The sequence below is a fragment of the Levilactobacillus brevis genome (assembly GCA_021383565.1).
Lineage (GTDB): Bacteria > Bacillota > Bacilli > Lactobacillales > Lactobacillaceae > Levilactobacillus > Levilactobacillus brevis_B.
Genome location: CP079699.1, coordinates 334,396 through 352,924, shown reverse-complemented (window position 1 = coordinate 352,924; position 18,529 = coordinate 334,396). Strand labels below are relative to the sequence as shown.

General features: G+C 51.2%; 16 protein-coding genes. 5 read left to right on the top strand and 11 right to left on the bottom strand.

Annotated elements, in window-relative coordinates; translation table 11 throughout:
- Window positions 1-68 precede the first annotated feature (68 nt).
- The 6 genes from KB236_01655 to cdaA form a co-directional block, all read right to left on the bottom strand.
- Entirely contained in the window at window positions 69-1,493 is a 1,425-nt protein-coding gene (locus tag KB236_01655) for a glucosaminidase domain-containing protein (protein UIF29490.1), read from the bottom strand.
- A 102-nt stretch (window positions 1,494-1,595) separates the two neighbouring features.
- Window positions 1,596-2,300, bottom strand: a complete 705-nt coding sequence (locus KB236_01650; protein ID UIF30261.1) for a glucosamine-6-phosphate deaminase — start codon at window positions 2,298-2,300, stop codon at window positions 1,596-1,598.
- A gap of 571 nt (window positions 2,301-2,871) precedes the next feature.
- A complete protein-coding gene (gene glmS / locus KB236_01645) occupies window positions 2,872-4,689 on the bottom strand; it encodes a glutamine--fructose-6-phosphate transaminase (isomerizing) (protein UIF29489.1) in 1,818 nt (605 codons plus the stop codon).
- A gap of 287 nt (window positions 4,690-4,976) precedes the next feature.
- On the bottom strand, window positions 4,977-6,332 hold the full coding sequence (glmM, locus tag KB236_01640) for a phosphoglucosamine mutase (protein ID UIF29488.1): 1,356 nt from the start codon (window positions 6,330-6,332) through the stop codon (window positions 4,977-4,979).
- 32 nt (window positions 6,333-6,364) lie between these two features.
- On the bottom strand, window positions 6,365-7,333 hold the full coding sequence (locus tag KB236_01635; GenBank protein UIF29487.1) for a cell surface protein: 969 nt from the start codon (window positions 7,331-7,333) through the stop codon (window positions 6,365-6,367).
- Window positions 7,333-8,175, bottom strand: coding sequence for a diadenylate cyclase CdaA (cdaA, locus tag KB236_01630; protein ID UIF30260.1), 843 nt, complete (start codon window positions 8,173-8,175; stop codon window positions 7,333-7,335). The genes KB236_01635 and cdaA overlap by 1 nt, the downstream gene beginning before the upstream one ends.
- Before the next feature lie 250 nt (window positions 8,176-8,425).
- Between cdaA and KB236_01625 the strand changes: the two genes are divergently transcribed.
- Entirely contained in the window at window positions 8,426-9,091 is a 666-nt protein-coding gene (locus KB236_01625) for a DUF1361 domain-containing protein (GenBank protein ID UIF29486.1), read from the top strand.
- 301 nt (window positions 9,092-9,392) lie between these two features.
- On the opposite strand, the gene KB236_01620 is transcribed toward KB236_01625, so the two are convergent.
- Together KB236_01620 and murB are read right to left on the bottom strand one after the other, a co-directional pair.
- A complete protein-coding gene (locus tag KB236_01620) occupies window positions 9,393-11,531 on the bottom strand; it encodes a sodium:proton antiporter (protein UIF29485.1) in 2,139 nt (712 codons plus the stop codon).
- A gap of 17 nt (window positions 11,532-11,548) precedes the next feature.
- Window positions 11,549-12,460, bottom strand: coding sequence for a UDP-N-acetylmuramate dehydrogenase (gene murB / locus KB236_01615; GenBank protein UIF30259.1), 912 nt, complete (start codon window positions 12,458-12,460; stop codon window positions 11,549-11,551).
- Between the two features lie 322 nt (window positions 12,461-12,782).
- Here murB and xth point away from each other — a divergent pair, with 322 nt between their 5' ends.
- From xth to KB236_01595, 4 genes are all read left to right on the top strand, one after another.
- Window positions 12,783-13,547, top strand: a complete 765-nt coding sequence (gene xth, locus KB236_01610; GenBank protein ID UIF29484.1) for an exodeoxyribonuclease III — start codon at window positions 12,783-12,785, stop codon at window positions 13,545-13,547.
- 26 nt (window positions 13,548-13,573) lie between these two features.
- Window positions 13,574-14,110 (top strand): 3'-5' exonuclease, encoded by a 537-nt coding sequence (locus tag KB236_01605; protein ID UIF29483.1) that lies wholly within the window; start codon window positions 13,574-13,576, stop codon window positions 14,108-14,110.
- Between the two features lie 317 nt (window positions 14,111-14,427).
- Window positions 14,428-15,207, top strand: coding sequence for a DeoR/GlpR family DNA-binding transcription regulator (locus KB236_01600; protein ID UIF29482.1), 780 nt, complete (start codon window positions 14,428-14,430; stop codon window positions 15,205-15,207).
- Window positions 15,200-15,856: an HAD-IA family hydrolase gene (locus tag KB236_01595; protein ID UIF29481.1), complete on the top strand. Its 657-nt coding sequence runs from the start codon at window positions 15,200-15,202 to the stop codon at window positions 15,854-15,856. Before KB236_01600 ends, KB236_01595 begins: the two co-directional genes overlap by 8 nt.
- 533 nt (window positions 15,857-16,389) lie before the next feature.
- On the opposite strand, the gene KB236_01590 is transcribed toward KB236_01595, so the two are convergent.
- From KB236_01590 to pta, 3 genes are all read right to left on the bottom strand, one after another.
- On the bottom strand, window positions 16,390-16,899 hold the full coding sequence (locus tag KB236_01590; protein UIF29480.1) for a GNAT family N-acetyltransferase: 510 nt from the start codon (window positions 16,897-16,899) through the stop codon (window positions 16,390-16,392).
- The gene (tsaE, locus tag KB236_01585) at window positions 16,892-17,368 is read right to left on the bottom strand and encodes a tRNA (adenosine(37)-N6)-threonylcarbamoyltransferase complex ATPase subunit type 1 TsaE (protein UIF29479.1); all 477 of its coding nucleotides are present in this window, start codon (window positions 17,366-17,368) and stop codon (window positions 16,892-16,894) included. The genes KB236_01590 and tsaE overlap by 8 nt, the downstream gene beginning before the upstream one ends.
- 180 nt (window positions 17,369-17,548) lie before the next feature.
- Window positions 17,549-18,526 (bottom strand): phosphate acetyltransferase, encoded by a 978-nt coding sequence (gene pta / locus KB236_01580; GenBank protein ID UIF29478.1) that lies wholly within the window; start codon window positions 18,524-18,526, stop codon window positions 17,549-17,551.
- Window positions 18,527-18,529 lie beyond the last annotated feature (3 nt).

The following is an 18,529-nucleotide window of genomic DNA, read 5'->3' as shown; positions in this document are numbered from 1 at the left end:
ACTCTCGTGTATCAAATCTAGATGGTCGAAACGTACGCCAACAAGCCGCCAGTTTCACGCGCATTCATTTACTGCAAAGCCCGGGCGTCGACCCAGTACTTGGTCTTGTTCCCGCTAAATTGAATCCGATACCAAGTTGTCTTGTACGCCGTCTTGGTGCCCTTCAAATCAACGGTAACCTTCGTCCCCTTCTTACTCCCACTCGGCCACTTCAACGTTTTCTGGTCAAAGTGGGTCTTCTTGACGTGGTTGTAGACGTGATACTTGTTGAATTTGCTGCCTAACTTCTTCGTCCCGCTAGCCGCCGTGTATACCACGTAATCATACTGAGGACTAGCCGCAGCTTCCGTTGAGGCAATCCAATACTTCTTAGACCCAACTTTGATACGGTACCAGGTGGTCTTGTAGCCGTCCTGTGTCTTTACCGCTTGATTATCCGCCGTATAGGTCTTGGCCGTTAATTTCTTAAGTGAACCTTGTGACTTCGCTAAGTATGGGGAATTGAAGACGTGATTGTAATAGTTTCCCTTCAGGTTACTATTGACCTTGACGGTAGCCGTGCCGCTCGTGTATTTCACCGTCGGCATGGTGACCCCGGCTGTGTACAACCAGTACTTCTTCGCTGTGGTCTTGCTAGAGAAACGAATCCGGTACCAGGTCGTCTTCTTCCCCGACTTCGGATCGGTCTTCACCGCGCGCATATCGAGGTACACCGGTTGTCCCGTATAATCGCTGAGCTTCTTCCACGAGGTCTTGGTAATGTTAGCCCGCGTGTTCTTCACGTGATTGTACAGCACATAACTGGTATGCTTGGCACTCAACCGTCCTGTCTGCGTTCCCGTGGCCCCATAGTACTTGGCCGTTGCGTACGTTACCGTTGGCTTCGACGTCGTACTCGAAGAGGAGCCCGAATCCGCAGCGCTACCCGAACTGTCACCGTCCAGGAGTGTATTTAAATTATATTGTTTAATTAATGAAATCAGTGTCGTGCCATAGGTCGGTGACGTGGCATATACGCCAGTCAGCGAATTGGCCGCCGCACTGTAGGTGGCCGCATTCTCGCGCCAAGCACCGCTATAAATGGTTGGATTGTACGCCGTCCCATTCCGCAATAGTTGCGCGTTGTCGGTCATGGAAGCCTTGGCACTCGGGTATTTCCGAAAGTTGGCCGTCGTATAGTACAACTGCCCGTCCGAATTATACTCGGCAGTCTTCATCGAAACAGACTGCCCGTTATAGCTACCCTTAATGCCAAAGTAATTGTTCGCCTGTGTGGTGAGCGTGCTGGTCCCCCAGCCACTCTCTAAGGCCGCCTGCGCCATCATGACGGACGGATAGAGCTTGTACTGATTGGCCACCGACACGACCGGACTCTTCAATTGGGTGATAAACCCATCAGGATCCGTGGTCGCCGCATGACCTACGCCCCCAATACTGCCCAGGCCGACACCCACAACGAGTGCCGCGAGCAGCCATTTCTTCGTTCGCTTCATCTTACCATTTCCCCCTTAAAATCGCTTCCAAGTTAAGAATACCATAATTTGGCGAAGGGCTTAAAGGAAAATTGATAAGAATTCGTGGCTGGTCGACGTTCGTTAATCCAACTGACTAGCGGCCGCTTCGTCCAAGATGACGTGAACGTTCGGATGAGTCTGCAAATAACTGGCTGGGACGTCTGGCGTAACCGGGCCTTGAATCATGGCCGCAACAGCCGCCGCCTTGGCTGCACCATACGCCACGATCAAAATCTCTTTGGCCTGCAGGATGGACCCAATGCCCATGGAATAGGCGTAACGCGGTACATCATTTTCATCGTCAAAGAACCGTGCATTGGCTTCAATCGTCGAAGTTGTCAGCGTCACCTTGTGGGTCGTCGATTGGGGATCGGTCCCTGGTTCATTGAACCCAATGTGCCCGTTTTGGCCCAAGCCCAGCAACTGTAAATCAATCGGATTGTCCGCAATAATCTGGTCATATTCGCGTGTCGCCGCTGCGGCATCCAGGTTGGACCCATCTGGTACGTAGGACTTAGCGAAGGGCTTTTGGTTAAATAAATGTTGTTGCATGAAGTAATGGTAACTTTGCGGATGAGCGGCCGAAAGCCCCACGTATTCATCCAAGTTGACGGACGTGAGCTGGCTAAAGTCCAGGTCACTCGCCACAAGTTGTTCGTAGATTGTGACGGGCGTGCTCCCCGTGGCCAGCCCCAGAACCTTGGCACCGTTGGCTAAGGCTTGTTGGAAAATCTTAAACCCGGCTTGACCCCCGGCTTGTTTGTCACTGACGATTTGAACGTTCATGTTGGTTAATTGCTTCATTTCATTCAGTCTCCCTCTCCTAATGGTATAGCCCAATTATAAATGATCTATACCAATTTTTCAAGTAAACAGCTCAGCTTTTTAATATTTTTTGAAAATTCGCCTGAAACTATCCCACCAGTTGCGTAAATTACCCACCAAGTCGTCCAGCCATCTAACAAAAAAGGATGCTCACTGCGCTTAACAGTGACCACCCTATTTCCGACGAACACCCCGCCGGTTGGCGCTTAATGCGTTCTGCTGCTTCTTGAATTTCTCAAAGGTTGCATCCCGCTGTTTTTGGTTTTTATGAGCATCGACTCGTTTCGTATACTTCATGTCGTTCACCTCACTTTTTCAAAGTTTTCATGAATGTACTATACAACGAAAGCGTTCCAGACGCAAGGGAAATGCTTATCTGCCGCCTTACCGTTCGCCAAATCTGGTCGGAAACGCGGTGGGTAGGACGACCAACTTAATGGTTTCACCTTCTGTTAGCGGATAAGGCGGTCAGACAAAACAAAAAACCGCCCAGCAATTGGACGGTTTCGTTTAATTCACTTATTGTTCGGATCTATTCAACCGTAACACTCTTGGCCAAGTTCCGTGGCTTATCCACGTCCAAGCCCTTGTTCAAGCTGGTGTAGTAAGCCAGCAATTGCGCTGGAACCACGCTCAACAATGGCATTAACATTTCGTCAACGTCTGGCAAGATCAGATCGTCGCCGTCAATGGCTAAGCCTTCACGTACGATGGTCAGGGTCTTGGCGCCTCGGGCCATGGTCTCTTGCAGGTTGCTCCGTGTCAAACCAGCCGTCTTGGCCTGGGTGATAAAGCCAATCACTGGCGTATCCTTTTCGATCAGCGCAATCGTCCCGTGCTTCAATTCACCAGAGGCAAACCCTTCAGCTTGGACGTAGGAGATTTCCTTCAACTTCAAGGCAGCTTCCAGAGAAACCGCGTGGTCAATCCCCCGGCCAATGTAGAAGGCCCGGTTGGACTTCATCAGATAGTCGTTGGCAATCTTTTCCAATTTATCCTTTTCATCAACGATGGCTTGCATCCCGGTGGCGACCAGACCTAACTGTTGGCGAATATTGAAGTCTTGGGCCACAATCTGACCAGTGGCTTCGCCCAACGCCTTAGCCAAGATGGCTTCCAGCGCGATTTGCGCCGTGTACGCCTTGGTTGAAGCCACGGCGATTTCCGGACCGGCATGGAGTAACAACGTGTAGGTTGCTTCACGAGACAACGTGGAGTTCTGCACGTTGGTGATGGTCAGGCTTGGGTAACCGGCGTCATTGACGTTGACCAACACCTCGCGACTATCGGCCGTTTCGCCGGACTGGGTCAAGAAGATAAAGAACGGCTTCTCGGACAACATCGGTTGTTCGTAGGCGAACTCGGAGGAAACGTGGACTTCCGTTGGGATGTGGGCGAGCTTTTCAAAGAGCCGCTTGCCGACTAACCCGGCGTGGTAACTGGTCCCGGCACCGACGATGTACAGGCGGTCGGCTGCTTCCATAGCGTCCAACAACTTTTGATCAATCTGTGGAACACCATGTTCTGACAGGTAAGTCTGAGCCAACTTGCGCATAACATTTGGTTGTTCGTCGACTTCCTTCAACATGTAGAATGGGTAAGTCCCCTTGTCGGCTTCGTCCGCGTTCATGTCAACGTGGAATGGCTTCCGTTCAACAGGATTCCCGGCAGCATCTTGAATAGCCACTTTGTCAGGCGTGATGGTCACGACTTCCCCATCCATCAGTTCCAAGAAATCGTGGGTTTCCTTCAACATTGCTAAAGCATCGGAGCAGACTACATTGAACCCATCAGCAACCCCGATCAACAGTGGACTCTTGTTCTTGGCAACGAATAAGGTATCCGGTTGTTCACGGTCCATCATTAAGAAGGCGTAGGATGAACCCTTGAGCAGGCTTAACGTCTTCAGGAAGGCCGCCTTGGCATCCAAGTTTTCTTCAACCGCGAACTTGTCGATCAATTGAACGACAACTTCGGTATCCGTTTGACTCTTAAAAGGCACATCGCTCAGGTACTTAGCCTTGAGTTCTTGGAAGTTATCAATCACACCGTTGTGGACCAGGTAGAACCGGTCATCGTTAGAGAAATGTGGGTGGGCGTTATCCACACTCACAACCCCATGGGTGGCCCAACGCGTGTGGCCAATCCCAGTTGACCCGTGAACATCGGGTGTCACCTTAGACCGTAACTCAGAGATCCGGCCCTTGGTCTTCACCAAGTAGTCCTGACCCTTCTGATCGTTCACGTAGATTCCGGCTGAATCGTAGCCCCGGTATTCGAGCTTTTCAAGTCCGTTTAGTAAGATTTTAACGGCATTGTCATTACCAGTAACACCAACAATTCCACACATAAGTTTTCTTCCTTTTCTCGACGCCAGTCCCAGCGACTACCGGGAGGGTCGTTAAATTAAATTAGAAATGTATCTGTTTTCTTTAAAATTGGTATAGACTGAAACGTTTTGAAAAACATTTCTGAATGTCTTTACTCTACAGCGTTTACCAGGGGTTGTCAATCAAAAAATCCCGAACTGGTCTATCATAATATTTATAATGATTTTTCATGAAAAAAGCGCCCAGCCAACGTGGCAGGGTGCCCTCTTTCATGTCCATTTCCATTTCGTTTAAATACCGTTAACCCTTAGTCAATGCCGACTTCGGCGCGAACCACTGCCGCAATCCGTTCTACATAGGCGGCCACGGATTCCTCGGTTGGGGCTTCGGCCATCACCCGGAGTAATGGTTCAGTCCCTGAAGGGCGAACCAACACGCGCCCGTCGCCAGCCATTTCCTTTTCAACGATGGCAATAGCGGCTTGGACCTTCGGATTCTCTTGGGCAGCCTGCTTGTCCGCTACCTTGATGTTGACCAGCTTTTGCGGGTAGGTCGTCACGTCGGCAGCCAATTCGGACAACTTCTTGCCAGTCACCTTCAGGATGTGAAGCAGTTGTAGGCTGGTCAAGAGGCCATCCCCGGTCGTGTTGAAGTCTAAGAAGACCACGTGACCAGACTGTTCGCCACCCAGGTTGTAGCCCGATTTACGCATTTCTTCAACCACGTAACGGTCCCCAACCTTGGTCTTCACGGACTTCAGGTCGTGGGCGGCCATGGCCTTGTACATGCCCAAGTTACTCATGACCGTCGTCACAATCGTATCCTTCTTCAACCGGCCGTGTTCCGCCATGTACTTCCCACAGATGTACATGATCTTATCGCCATCGACGATCTGACCATTCTCATCCACGGCAATGCACCGGTCGCCGTCGCCGTCAAAGGCCAACCCAATTTGGGCGCCCTTCTCAACCACAAACTTTTGCAGCTGTTCGGGATGCGTCGACCCCACTTGGTCGTTAATGTTCAGGCCATTGGGCGTGGTCGCAATCGTATCAAAATCAAGATTCAGATCCGCATAAAGCCGGGAAACTAAGCCACTCGTGGCCCCATTAGCGGAATCAACCGCAATGTGGAGGCCTTCCAGGTCATCCGCAATGGTTTGTTCCAAGAACTGAATGTACTTTTGGCTTCCTTCGGAGTAGTCTTCGACCGTCCCCAAGCCGTCCGTGGCTGGACGAGGTAACGTATCTTTCTCGGCATCCAACAGGGCTTCAATTTCTTCTTCCATTTCATCAGAAAGCTTGTAGCCGTCGTTTCCGAAGTACTTGATTCCATTGTATTCTACCGGATTGTGGGACGCCGTAATCATGACGCCGGCGGCCGCACCTTGCGTGCGAACCAAGTAGGCCACGGCCGGCGTGGAGATGACGCCTAGACGGAGCACTTCAATTCCGACGGATAGGAGTCCCGCCACCAAGGCATTTTCCAGTAATTGACCAGAAATCCGTGTATCACGGGCCACGAGAACTTGCGGGTGCTTGTTCTCACTGTCTGCATGTTGCGTCAAAACGTAGCCGCCAAATCGGCCAACCTTAAAGGCTAATTCTGGGGTTAATTCTTGGTTCGCAACGCCCCGGACGCCGTCAGTTCCAAAATACTTCATCGTAATCTTCCTCATTTCTCAAACAATTTTCGTTAATTTGCTGTTGCCTTAATCGTCACCTTAATGGTTGAGGGATCAAAGGCAGTAACGTTGTTATCACTGGTATCGAGGGTCACCGTCTTGGTGGTATTGTTCTTGACGTCGCTCACATCGACGTCCACAGCCACATTATCGAGATCTTTGAGCTGAGACGCACTACCATAGGCGGTCACCTTGGATACGTTACTGGTTAGTTTATAGGTCGTTCCGGACGAGCCGTTCTTCGCGTTTAGGTCTAACCCGACCCGCTTACTCTCCCCATCGGAGGTAATCGGCAGGTTGGCCGTGGTCGTCGACGGCGTCAGAATCACATTGACCGTGTTGCCACTGCTATCCAACGCTTCAATCACGGCTTGGCTATTCACCGTCTTCTTGCTATTCTGTGGCACCGTTAGCTGAGCAACCACTTGCTTAATCCGCGAAATCTCGTTGGCGGCCCCGGTCGCCTTGACCCGAGTCACATCGGAAGTGGCCTTGCCGGCAGAGTATCCCGCGGCGATGTTTTGACTATTATACCGAACTTTAACGGGATATGAAACCGTCTTCCGCGGTTCAATATCCACCGTGATCTTGGCCGGCGAAATGCTGGATTCAATCTCGTGGTTCAACCCTTCTTGGTGCAGGGTCACCCGGTGTTTGCCGACACCGAGATCACTCAGCGCGGCGTAGACCTTAAAATTCTGGGTATTGGCGGTCGTGGTGACCAACGCCAGCGGCCCACGCAAGGTCACCTTGACCTTCTGCGGGTACCCTGTCACGAAGTACTTATTGCTGTTGACGTTGAGTTGTAAAGGGACCGACACCTTCATGGTCTTAGTCGCCGTCAACGAGGTGTTGTTGGTCGAACTGGTCGACTGCGAGTTGGTTGACGACTTGGTACTATTGACGTAGAAGAACAAGAGAATTGCTAAAATTAACGCGAGGATGCGGTATAACCACGTCGTATAACGCTCGTTTTTCATTAGCGCCGCCCCCCTCTAAAGCGTTGATCGAACCAATCTAACGCCTTGACTAAGACGTTGCCATTGTTGGCAGCTTCTTCATTTACTAATTCATCGCGCAAGAACTTCAGGTAGTCTGCCTGGGTGAGTCCCCGTAGCAACTCGTTGTTCTTGGTAATCGAGACTTCGCCGGTCTCTTCAGAAATCACGATCGTTAAGGCGTCCGTGACTTCGGAGATCCCCACGGCGGCCCGGTGACGCGTCCCTAATTCTTTAGGAATCAGGTTGCTCTCGGACAGCGGCAAATAGGCCGCGGCAACCGCGATCCGATTGTCGCGGATGATGACCGCCCCGTCATGCAGCGGTGTGTTGGGGATAAAGATGTTAATTAACAGTTCGCCGGTTAACTCCGCATCCAGATCGATCCCGGTCTCAATGTAGTCTTCCAAGCCGGTATCGCGCTGAATGGTCATCAGCGCCCCGATACGCCGTTTGGACATGTACTGAATCGCCTTGTCCAGGCCCTCAATCATGTGGTTCGCTGCCTCATTCTCGTGCCGAATCCGCACGAACAATGAGCCACGGCCCAGATGTTCCAGTCCCCGTCGAATCTCGGGCTGGAAGATGATAATAATGGCGATAACCCCCCAGTTGATGACCTGATCGACCAACCACGATACCGTGTTCAGCCCCAGGTAAGCACTGACGAACTTCACCAGCAGAATCAAGATGACGCCCCGGAAAAGCTGAATGGCTTTGGTTCCCCGTAACATCACGATCAATTCATAAATGACAAACCAGACGACCAAAATGTCGAGTAGGTTGACTAGATTTCCTATTGTAAGGAGATTGCCCCAATCCAGGTTCATGACTTTCCCTCCAAATTGAATTCAGATTTAATTATAGCACGGGGTCGCTGACATTTCGCCCCGAATCCTCAGAATACCGCGCAAATCCCGCCGGACACCGGTAAAATTTACAGAAACGTTAAGCTCCACGCAAATCAACCTTTTCTCAAAAAAATTCTGGTAAACTAGAAGTCATATTCTGTTTGTTTTTGGCCTAAAGGCTGTAAAATAAAGACAGAGACTGATGAAAGGATTGTGATGGCTAATGAATCGGCGGGCCCGGTGGGAAATTCGAATATTCTTTGTGGCCTGGCTGATCTTTCTGTATTTCCGTGCCAAGGATCCCTTCTCGTTTCTCGTGTTGAACACGTTTCTGGGCTACATCCCGATTGAACTCAGCTTTCATTTGGGGCGGCACCGCCCCAAGAGCGCATGGTTCTTCTGGCCGCTGGTGCTTCTCTGGTTGCTATTCTACCCCAACGCACCCTATCTACTGACCGACCTTTTCCACCTGTCGTTGCTCCAACCGTACGCCTTAAGCGGACTGCTACGGGTGACGCCGCACCTGTGGATCTACTTCACCTACATGATTATCAGCGCCACGAGCTGTACGCTTCTGGGCTTCTGGAGTCTAAATTACGTCAGTCAGATTATCAGTACCCGCGTGGCCAAGGGCAACCAGATCGTTCGTATCGTAACGGTTCTGCTACTGACCTTCCTAACCTCGGTAGGACTCTACATCGGTCGGTTTCTCCGGATTCACACGGTCTACCTCTTCATTAACCCCGAACAATTTATTCGGCCAATCATGGACATGTGGACCAGCAACATGTGGATCTTCGTGGGCCTACTCACCTTCATCCAGCTCTTCTGCTACTGGATTCTCTACTTAATTATGCATAACAGCGGGCAAGACGAATTACCCGATTAAACATCATGGACGACGACCTTTTGCGGGTTGGCGTCCTTTTTGATTTGAAAACCGACTGCGAATACGCTCTAGTCTCCAGCTGACAAGGCTTATTGCCATTAAACAAGTAATCCGATACCACCTGCGGCTTGGTCCGTCCCTGCTCACCGCGCTCCAGGCCAAATTTGGCGAACGGTAAGGCGGCAGTCACCATTATCCCTAGCTTACACCAAAGGCTGCGTTCCGCCGTGCACAGAGCATCGGTGAAACGCAGCCTTTATTGTTGAATTTAATAGCTCACTTTACAGAAATAACATCCGCACTAGTCGCCCTCTTCATCCGACAACGACATGACTAAGACATTTTCCGCATAGTTGACATATTGCCGCAGGTGGGTAGCCTTAATCCAGGTAATATTCCCCGCCTCGAGCAACGACTGAATCCCAGTTCGTTCGGCCCCTAACGCTCGGACCCGCAACTTATTAATCTGGTGCTGGTAGTCATCGTTGTGATGCGGCGCCGTGGCGGCCTTGGCCCGTTCGATTCGGTTCCGGTACTGGACAATCAGGTGGTAAACGGCCTGGTTATCAAACTGCGTCTCGTCGATATCCGTTCGCGATAAATACTCGGACAACGCCTTGATCGCCGCTTTGGCCGTCTCCCGTTCAATCAGGTTATTTTCCGCATGCAAGCGGTCCGTATCCTCGGAGTGTAACCAGTAGGCCGCGTCCCGCCACAGATGCTTGAAGAATCGGCGCCAGTAGTTAATCACGCCCGGCATGGTGTGACCGGACACTTGGGTCAGCCGGCCTTCCAGATTTTCAATTCGGCGCAGGGCCCCGACGTAGCTGGTCTGGGTAATCTTTTCACCCTGGCGCAACTCCTTAAGCGTGGCCCGTTCACCGTCGATGGCGACCTGCCGCAATTTAATCTCGTCATCCAAGACCTTCTGCATGACGGTATCGGCCCGGTAGCTCATCTCGAGCCGCCGAATGATGAACTGATAGTCCAAGATCAGATCGTACGCGGCCCGCTGATTATTTGGCCGCCGGAGCTCTTCAATCTTGGAAATTGCGAGGCGCATGATGTAGGCCCGCGCCTCTTCTTCACTGATCTGCCGCACGGGTTCCTCGGGAAATTCTTCCTCGTCCTCGTCGTCCAGATTAATATCATTGGCAATGTCGTCGCTGGCGCTGGCTCGCGTCTGCAAGGGTTGCTTATCCGTTGAAATCAACGGCAACATGATGGTCGCCGCGACTAAACTGATAATGATCACACCCGAGGCGACGAACAACATCAACGACCGCGCCGGAAAACTAGCACCGCTGGCAATGACCGTCGGCACGGAGAGTACCCCGGCCATGGTAACGGCCCCCCGAACCCCAGATAGACCAGATAACACGGCCGTCCGGAAGCTCGGACGTTCATCGCTGTGGTTACGTGTCAGCCGCTGGAACAGAATGTAACCGTACGTCCACAGCGTCCGAATCACGACCAGAACCACCCAGGCCATGAAGGCAAAGAAGAGCGCTTGCCAGGTATTGAACTGGCCACCCTTGATCACTTGTGACGTGGCCACGGGCAACTCGATTCCCAGAATGACAAACACAATCCCATTCAATGAATAGATAATAATATCCCAAACCTTTTCGGTCACGAGTTTTAATTCTGGGGAATCTTCAACGATTCGGCTCTCCCGGGCGTGGAACAGAACACCGGCAGTCACGACGGCAATCACGCCCGACGCATGGGTAATCTCTTCGGTAACCAAGTAAATCACAAACGGCGTGGCAATCTGCAACACCGTGTTGAAAATCACGTCGTCAATTCCCTGCCGTCGCAGGATATCCATCAACAGCTGAATTGCCGTCATGAAGATCAGACCGGACAAGAAACCCACAATACTGATGTAGATAAAGTCACCCACGGCCGTCCCCACGGAGAAAGCACCGGTGACGGTTGCCGCAATGGCGTACTTAAAGGCAATCAGCCCACTGGCATCATTAATCAGGCTTTCACCACTGACCAAATGCATCAGGCTCGCCGGCAATTTGACCTGCTTAGAGATTGACTGCACGGCCACCGGGTCGGTTGGCGACAGGATCGCCGCTAACGCGAAGGCCACGGTCAGCGGCATCTTGGGAATTAATTCGTAGATCAGAAAGCCCCCGAGTAACGTGGTCAAAAAGACCAACCAGATGGCATTCCCGAAGATGGGGCCGCGCAACCGCCAGAGTTCTCGCTTGGGGAAACGGCGACCATCATTATACAGTAAGGGTGCGATAAACAAGAGTAAAAACCAGTCAGTCTCGAGTGGCACCTCGAATTGCCACACCAGCGCGACCACCAGGCCCAACGCAATTTGAATCAGACTAACTGGAATAAACGTGAGGTAGTGACTGATAATATTGGACAAAAGGACCAGGACAATTAACAGAATCACTGCTTCAACTATAGGCACATAGGGTTCCCCCTTTTTTATTTTTGAGTTGGCTCTTCGCCAATAATCCGAACTTCCGTCTCAAGATGAACTTGGTCTTCGCGCCAAATCACATCCTGGATATGATGAATCAAGTTTAAGTAATCCGTCGCCGTAGCGTGGTCAATGTTGACAATGAACCCGGCGTGCTTGGTGGAGACTTGGGCCCCGCCCAGCTGGAAGCCTTGGAGTCCGGCCTCCTGAATCAATTGACCCGTGTAGTGGCCAGTGGGCCGCTTGAAGACACTCCCACAGGATGGCAGGTCGAGCGGTTGTTTGGCCGCCCGGCGTGCATTTAGATCATCCATCTGCGCCTGAATTGCCTGACCATCGCCGGGCTTCAACGTGAAGGTCGCCGAGAGAATGATGTCGTGGTAGTCCTGAATGGAACTATGCCGGTAGCCAAAGTCGAGCTCCTCAGCGTTTAAGGTGCGAATCTCGCCGGTCGTCGTCAAGACTTCAGCGGCGGTCACTACCTCGCTGATTTCACCACCGTAAGCACCGGCGTTCATGAAGACGGCGCCCCCGACACTCCCTGGGATTCCCGCAGCAAATTCAACGCCGCTTAACGCGTGAGACTGTGCTACCTGCGTGGTCTTGATCATGGCAGCTCCAGCCTCGGCGGTCACCGTGTTCCCCGTCGTGGTAATCGTGTTCATCTTCGTCAGAATCATGACCAATCCCCGAATGCCACCGTCCCGAACAATCAGGTTACTGGCATTACCGACAACCGTGACGGGGAGTTTTTCCTGATTGGCGTAGGCCAAGAGTGACTTGGTCTCCTGCACATTGGTCGGAAAAGCCAGATAATCAGCTGGTCCCCCCGTCAGCGTATGCGTATAATGCGCCAAGGGTTCATTTCGCAAAATTTCGATTGCTGGAAATGCTGCCGTAATCTCTTCCATCATTATCAAATTCCCTTCGTTTCTCCAAAAGTTTGTGCTCGTTTCGACCAACAGTGGGCTTCATCGAACAACAGTCATAGGCCTATTTTACCATGGAACCCCCTACGACCGCACGCCACGCGCACGAATTCGGGATTAAATTTTGAATTCCGTCGTCTAACTTTGGTCTTCCCCCGCCGGATCGTCAGACTGACCGGTCGTAAGCGATTGTTTACGCTTAGCTTCGCCCAGAAAAATCAGATTCGACGGGTGTTGCTACGCCAGGTGAACGCCCACCCCCTCGCTTAAAAGTTCTGGTATACTGAAAAGTAACAGTTGGAGGTGCGTCATGAAATTTATTTCGTGGAATGTCAATGGCTTACGAGCCATCGTTAAAAAGGGATTTGTCGAGACTTTTAAGGAGCTGGATGCCGACTTTTTTGGTGTTCAGGAAACCAAGCTCCAGGAGGGCCAGATTGACCTCGACCTGCCGGGCTACTACCAGTACTGGAACTACGCCGAACGCAAGGGTTATTCCGGAACGGCCCTCTTTACCAAGCACAAGCCGCTTAACGTCATCTATGGGATTAATGCGCCCGACTTCGACCACGAGGGCCGCACGATTACCCTTGAATACCCCGACTTTTACATCCTAACCTGCTACACGCCGAACTCCGGAAGCGGGCTAAAACGCCTGGACTTTCGGATGGGCTGGGAGACGGCTTTCCTCGACTTCGTTCAGCATCTGAACGCCAAGAAGCCCGTGATCTTCTGCGGCGATCTCAACGTAGCCCACACGGAAATCGACCTAAAGAATCCCAAGACCAATCATAAGAACGCTGGGTTTACCGACGATGAACGGGCGAAATTTACCGCCCTACTCGCCGCCGGTTATACGGACACCTTCCGCTACTTCAATCCCGACGCCACCGAACGCTACTCCTGGTGGAGCTACCGGTTCCACGCTCGCGACAACAACGCCGGCTGGCGCATCGACTATTTCATCACCAGTCAACGCTTGCAAGATCACTTGAAAGACGCTAAAATACTAGACCAAGTCATGGGGTCCGACCACTGTCCGGTCGAGCTCGACGTGGACGGTTTAACCGTCTAAACCAATTTTGAAGGGAAGATGTACTTTTGAATTTTGTCGCTATGGACTTTGAAACGGCTAGCGGTAAACGCTATAGCGCTTGCTCACTAGCCTTAACCATCGTGCGCAACAGTCAGGTCGTGGACGAATTCTATTCATTGATTAAGCCAGACACCGACTTCTTCTGGCGCAACGTCCAAATTCACGGGATTCATGAACGCGACGTAGCCAATGCGCCGGCCTTTCCGGAAGTCTGGGAGCACGTCGCTCCCTTCTTTCAGCGCGACCGTCTCGTCATTGCCCACAATGCCCCCTTCGATAACGGGGTCTTGCGGAGTACGCTGGAACACTACAACCTACCAACCGCGCGTTACTTGACCCTTGACACGGTCAAGACCAGCCGGAAGTTCTTCCCAGAATTTCCCAACCACAAACTCAACACGGTTTGTGACGAACTGGGGATTGACCTGCACCACCATCACAACGCGCTGGATGATAGCTTGGCCTGCGCCAACATCCTGCTGTACGAAGCCAATCACTTCGGCACTCAGCCGCTTAAAAACTTCGTCACGATTAATGCTTAACCCACAACCTTAAAACGCGTTACTGTGTGGGACATTGCCTGAATAGCGACGCGTGCTTACAGATTCTATGATATTTGGTGTTGATGGAGAAATCCATTGACACCTTTTTTACACAACAAGAGGCATACCAACTCCATACCAGCAAATATTCACTCGGCTCAGCGCTAGTGCTTTTAGCCGGACTAATCATTTAGTATTGGATAAATCAGGGCCCAATTAATGGGCGTTAACAACGATTTGCCATCTGCTAAGAAATAAGCTACTATAAGTATGTATAATACAGACACTTATTTACACTTAATTCAGGGGGGCAAACCATGCACCAGGCAGAACGCTTAAATCGAATTCTAACGGAGTTGATGCGTCACCATTCCTTGACGTTACGGGAGATAATGGCCCTCACAGGAACGTCACGTGATACAGCTCGACGTGATATTGTGAAGTTAACAGCTAATGATGAGGTGACTCGGAACTACGGTGGAATCAGTTTACCCAATAGTTTTAACCGAATCGATGACTTTCTGACCCGCCAAAGAGACTTACCGGATGTGAAACGTCAATTAGGGCTTGCAGCGGCGAAGTTGGTGACAACGCAACAACGCTTATTTTTTGATATTTCAACGACAATTAGTCTGATTCCAGCAGCTTTAACGGTGACCTCTAAAGTCTTAGCGGTGACGAACTCCTTAGACATCGCGGACCAATTATTGCGAAAAACATCGGCTCGTACGCGGGTGTTGGGTGGGCAATATTTACCGGAACGGCGCGGCACGATGGATACGGCAGCGTTACATGATCTGTTTGGCTTTACCTTTGAGCTTACTTTTTTGAGTGCGGCTGGTGTGACATCCGCTGGTATTTTCTATGCTTATCAAGAAGATGTCGCCTTTAAACAGCAGTTACGGGATCAATCACAAGAATTGGCTCTGGTGGTTGATCACACGCGGTTAGGTGTGGCACATAATTATCGGGCGCTACGCTTGAACCAAATTGATTATCTGATTACGGATGGACCGGTTCCGCCAGGACTTATGACAGCACTCCAAGCATCACGGGTAATCATCAAAATGACAACGGAGGAGATTGACCATGATTAAGACAGATATCTTTGATTTCAATGGCACTATGATTTTTGACGCTGAACTTCAGAAACAAGCTTGGCAACAGGTTTTGAAACAGGCCTTTCACCATCAGCTAACGGAGGCTGAATTTCAAGCACACGTTGCTGGACGCAACAATCAGCATACATTTAATTATTTTGCCCCCGCTCCGTTGAATGCAGCAGAAATTATACAGTTGTCAACTGAAAAAGAGTCCTTGTACCGCCAAATCTGTTTGGCGCGACCAGATAAATTTCGACTGGTTCCTGGACTTAGCGACTTTTTGAATCGCTGTATTGCCGCTAATCATCAAGTTAATATTGCGACCGCATCCGAAACTGACAACGTTGACTTTTTCTTTGAACAGTTGGGGTTGGCAAGGTGGTTTGAGCGAGATTGTGTAGTGGTCAATGATGGTCAGTTACCGGGGAAGCCAGCGCCAGACATGTTTTTGACGGCAATTAAGCAGGTTGGTGGTCAAGCCGCTACCGCTGCGATCTTTGAAGACTCACCATCAGGATTGCTGGCTGCTAACCGTGCTGGTGTAGCCGCCACAGTTCAAGTGGTTGATCCAGCAGAAAGTAGCCCAGCCGTGGATTCGACAATTACCGTAACGCGAGTGATTCAGAGTTATCGCGAGTTGTAAGGAAGCGCTTATAAAGAGCACAAAGGTTAAGACTGAAGGTTCAAAGTTTACAAATACGTCCAGTCCCCGGCTGGCAAGTTTTACCGCCATTAAACGAGTCATCAACACCACTGCGGCTGCCTCCGGTTACGCTGGGTGGAAGTCACTGAACATGCGGTGAAATCGCTGGGGTGACAACGTTCGGCCAGGTTAATTGAGCACACTTCAGGTAGCCGTGAGTGAGTCAAATTTGGTCTCAGCCGTGGGACTTTCCAAGTGGCTCTACTTGGAAAATGGCGTCTTTGAGACGCGGGCTTCCGGCTCAAAGCGAGGGAAAAGACCGCCCTTTGGCTTTTGCCGTCCTACCCACAGCGATCCAGACCAAATTTGGCGAACGGTAAGGCGGCCAGCACGCGATTCCCCTACTATAGTGGGCGTTATCCTTGTCACACTAAGGATTCTAGCTGTTTTCTAGCTTTCAATCTTCAGGTAATCATCAAAAAAGCCGGCAGAGAACTCGCTGATTGCGAGTAACTCTGCCGGTTTTGTTCGACCTAATTTAACTGATAAACCATTTCAACGGCCTTGACGTGTTCGCCATCATCATCGGTCACTGTCTCCGGTGGCGTGGACGTCCGCACGAAGCCCATCTTCTGGTAGAGCTTCATGGCCGGCACATTACGAGTCTGGACAATCAAGCCCACGGCCTGTAGCTGGCTAGCCGTGTCCGCCCAGTACAGCGCCTCATCGACCAGCGCCGTACCGATGCCCAAGTGCCAGTACTTCTTCTCGACCGCAATGCCAAGCTCGCCCACATTACCTTGAGGCGTTGGCGAAATGGACAGCACACCCAATAACTGTTGGCCCAGACTGGCAACCAGTAGGAGGTGTTTCGGACTGTCCTTGATCTGTTCCAATTGGTCGGCTTCTTGAGCCGCGCTAATGGGATCGTCGGCATCGGCCAGACTAAAAGTATCACTCTCTTGTTGTAAACGCTCTAACAATGCCAGTAAAGCCTGGGCATCAGCCGCATTCGGCAGGCGAATGGCTACTTCATCACTCATGGGAACTGTCCTCCAGTTGTTGCACTAATTTTTCAAAATGCGCGCCTTGGGGTTCGAACCGCAACGTTCGTTGATTCTCACCGGCCGCATCGTCGCGTTTAAACACAATCCGCAAATAATTCTCCGGTAGCTCGTCGGCAATAAACTTGGACCATTCGACGACGTTGACGCCATCCCCATTGAAATATTCATCGAGGCCCAGCTCATCTCCGCCGCCCTCCTCCAGACGGTACACATCCATGTGGTAGAGGGGAAGCCGACCACCCTGATACTCCCGGATAATGGTAAAGGTGGGGCTCTTCACGTTGCGAGTGATACCCAGTCCGAGCGCCAATCCCTTTGTAAACGTGGTCTTGCCCGCTCCCAGATCACCATCGAGTAAAATAACATCTCGCGGCTGAAGATTCGGAGCTAACCGTTGACCCAGTGCCATCGTGGCTTCGGGACTTGTGACCGTGACTTCATACATTGTCTCTTTCCCCTTTTTTCTTGATTTCAAAGTTGCTTAATTGTCGTGAAAACTCACCAACACAAATAATACCCGGACTGCTGAAAAATAGCAATCCGGGTACTTAATAGTTCTTGTTTTGAATATTTATTCGTTAAATTGATTTAGCTACGGTTCAAAGTGAATGCAACCTCGTTGGCCTTATTCCACTGCTTGGGCCGCCGTAATAATGGCTACCTTGTAAACATCTTCCTCGTTGCACCCCCGTGAAAGGTCGGAAACGGGCTTGTTTAAGCCTTGCAGAATCGGTCCAATGGCTTCAAAGCCACCGAAGCGTTGGGCAATCTTGTAACCGATGTTCCCGGATTGTAATTCTGGGAAGACGAAGACGTTGGCCTGACCGGCAACCTTGGAATCCGGGGCCTTTTGGGCGGCAACACTAGCGACAAAGGCCGCATCGAATTGTAATTCGCCATCTACGGCCAAATCCGGGGCCGTTTCGTGGGCAATCTTGGTGGCTTCTTGCACCTTCGTCACCATGTCGCCCTTGGCAGAACCCTTAGTAGAGAAGCTCAACAGGGCCACCTTCGGATCGATGTCAAAGACCTTAGCCGTGTGGGCACTTTCAACGGCAACTTCCGCCATTCCGGCCGCATCCAACTCAATGTTGATGGCACAGTCCGCAAAGACGTAACGCTCTTCACCCTTTTGCATGATGAAGGCCCCACTGATCCGGCGAACGCCTGGCTTGGTCTTGATGATTTGTAAGGCTGGTCGAACGGTATCTCCGGTCGCGTGAATGGCCCCAGAAACCATTCCATCGGCTTGACCCATGTACACCATCATGGTACCGATGTAGTTGGGATCTTCCAGCATCTTAGCGGCTTGTTCCGGGGTGTTCTTCCCCTTTCGCCGTTCTACCAAGGCATCTAACATGGCTTGGTGTTGGTCGGCTGGAATCGTTGCTGGATCGAGGATGGTTAAGGGCTCCAAGTCGATGGCGTTGTTGATCGCCGTCTTTTGAATTTCGCTCTGAGTTCCCAGAACCACGGCGTGAATCAGCCCATCGGCAGCTAACCGGCTGGCAGCTCCAAGAACCCGCACGTCGGCGCCTTCCGGAAATACAATGGTTTTATGTTGTCCGTTGATCTTTTGTTTAAGACTATCAAAAAGTTCCATAGA

Bases quoted from the DNA above. Each gene is read 5' to 3' on its own strand.
- KB236_01655 (UIF29490.1), bottom strand. From the start codon at position 1,493: ATGAAGCGAACGAAGAAATGGCTGCTCGCGGCACTCGTTGTGGGTGTC.
- KB236_01650 (UIF30261.1), bottom strand. From the start codon at position 2,300: ATGAACGTTCAAATCGTCAGTGACAAACAAGCCGGGGGTCAAGCCGGG.
- glmS (UIF29489.1), bottom strand. From the start codon at position 4,689: ATGTGTGGAATTGTTGGTGTTACTGGTAATGACAATGCCGTTAAAATC.
- glmM (UIF29488.1), bottom strand. From the start codon at position 6,332: ATGAAGTATTTTGGAACTGACGGCGTCCGGGGCGTTGCGAACCAAGAA.
- KB236_01635 (UIF29487.1), bottom strand. From the start codon at position 7,333: ATGAAAAACGAGCGTTATACGACGTGGTTATACCGCATCCTCGCGTTA.
- KB236_01625 (UIF29486.1), top strand. From the start codon at position 8,426: ATGAATCGGCGGGCCCGGTGGGAAATTCGAATATTCTTTGTGGCCTGG.
- xth (UIF29484.1), top strand. From the start codon at position 12,783: ATGAAATTTATTTCGTGGAATGTCAATGGCTTACGAGCCATCGTTAAA.
- KB236_01600 (UIF29482.1), top strand. From the start codon at position 14,428: ATGCACCAGGCAGAACGCTTAAATCGAATTCTAACGGAGTTGATGCGT.
- KB236_01595 (UIF29481.1), top strand. From the start codon at position 15,200: ATGATTAAGACAGATATCTTTGATTTCAATGGCACTATGATTTTTGAC.
- KB236_01590 (UIF29480.1), bottom strand. From the start codon at position 16,899: ATGAGTGATGAAGTAGCCATTCGCCTGCCGAATGCGGCTGATGCCCAG.
- tsaE (UIF29479.1), bottom strand. From the start codon at position 17,368: ATGTATGAAGTCACGGTCACAAGTCCCGAAGCCACGATGGCACTGGGT.
- pta (UIF29478.1), bottom strand. From the start codon at position 18,526: ATGGAACTTTTTGATAGTCTTAAACAAAAGATCAACGGACAACATAAA.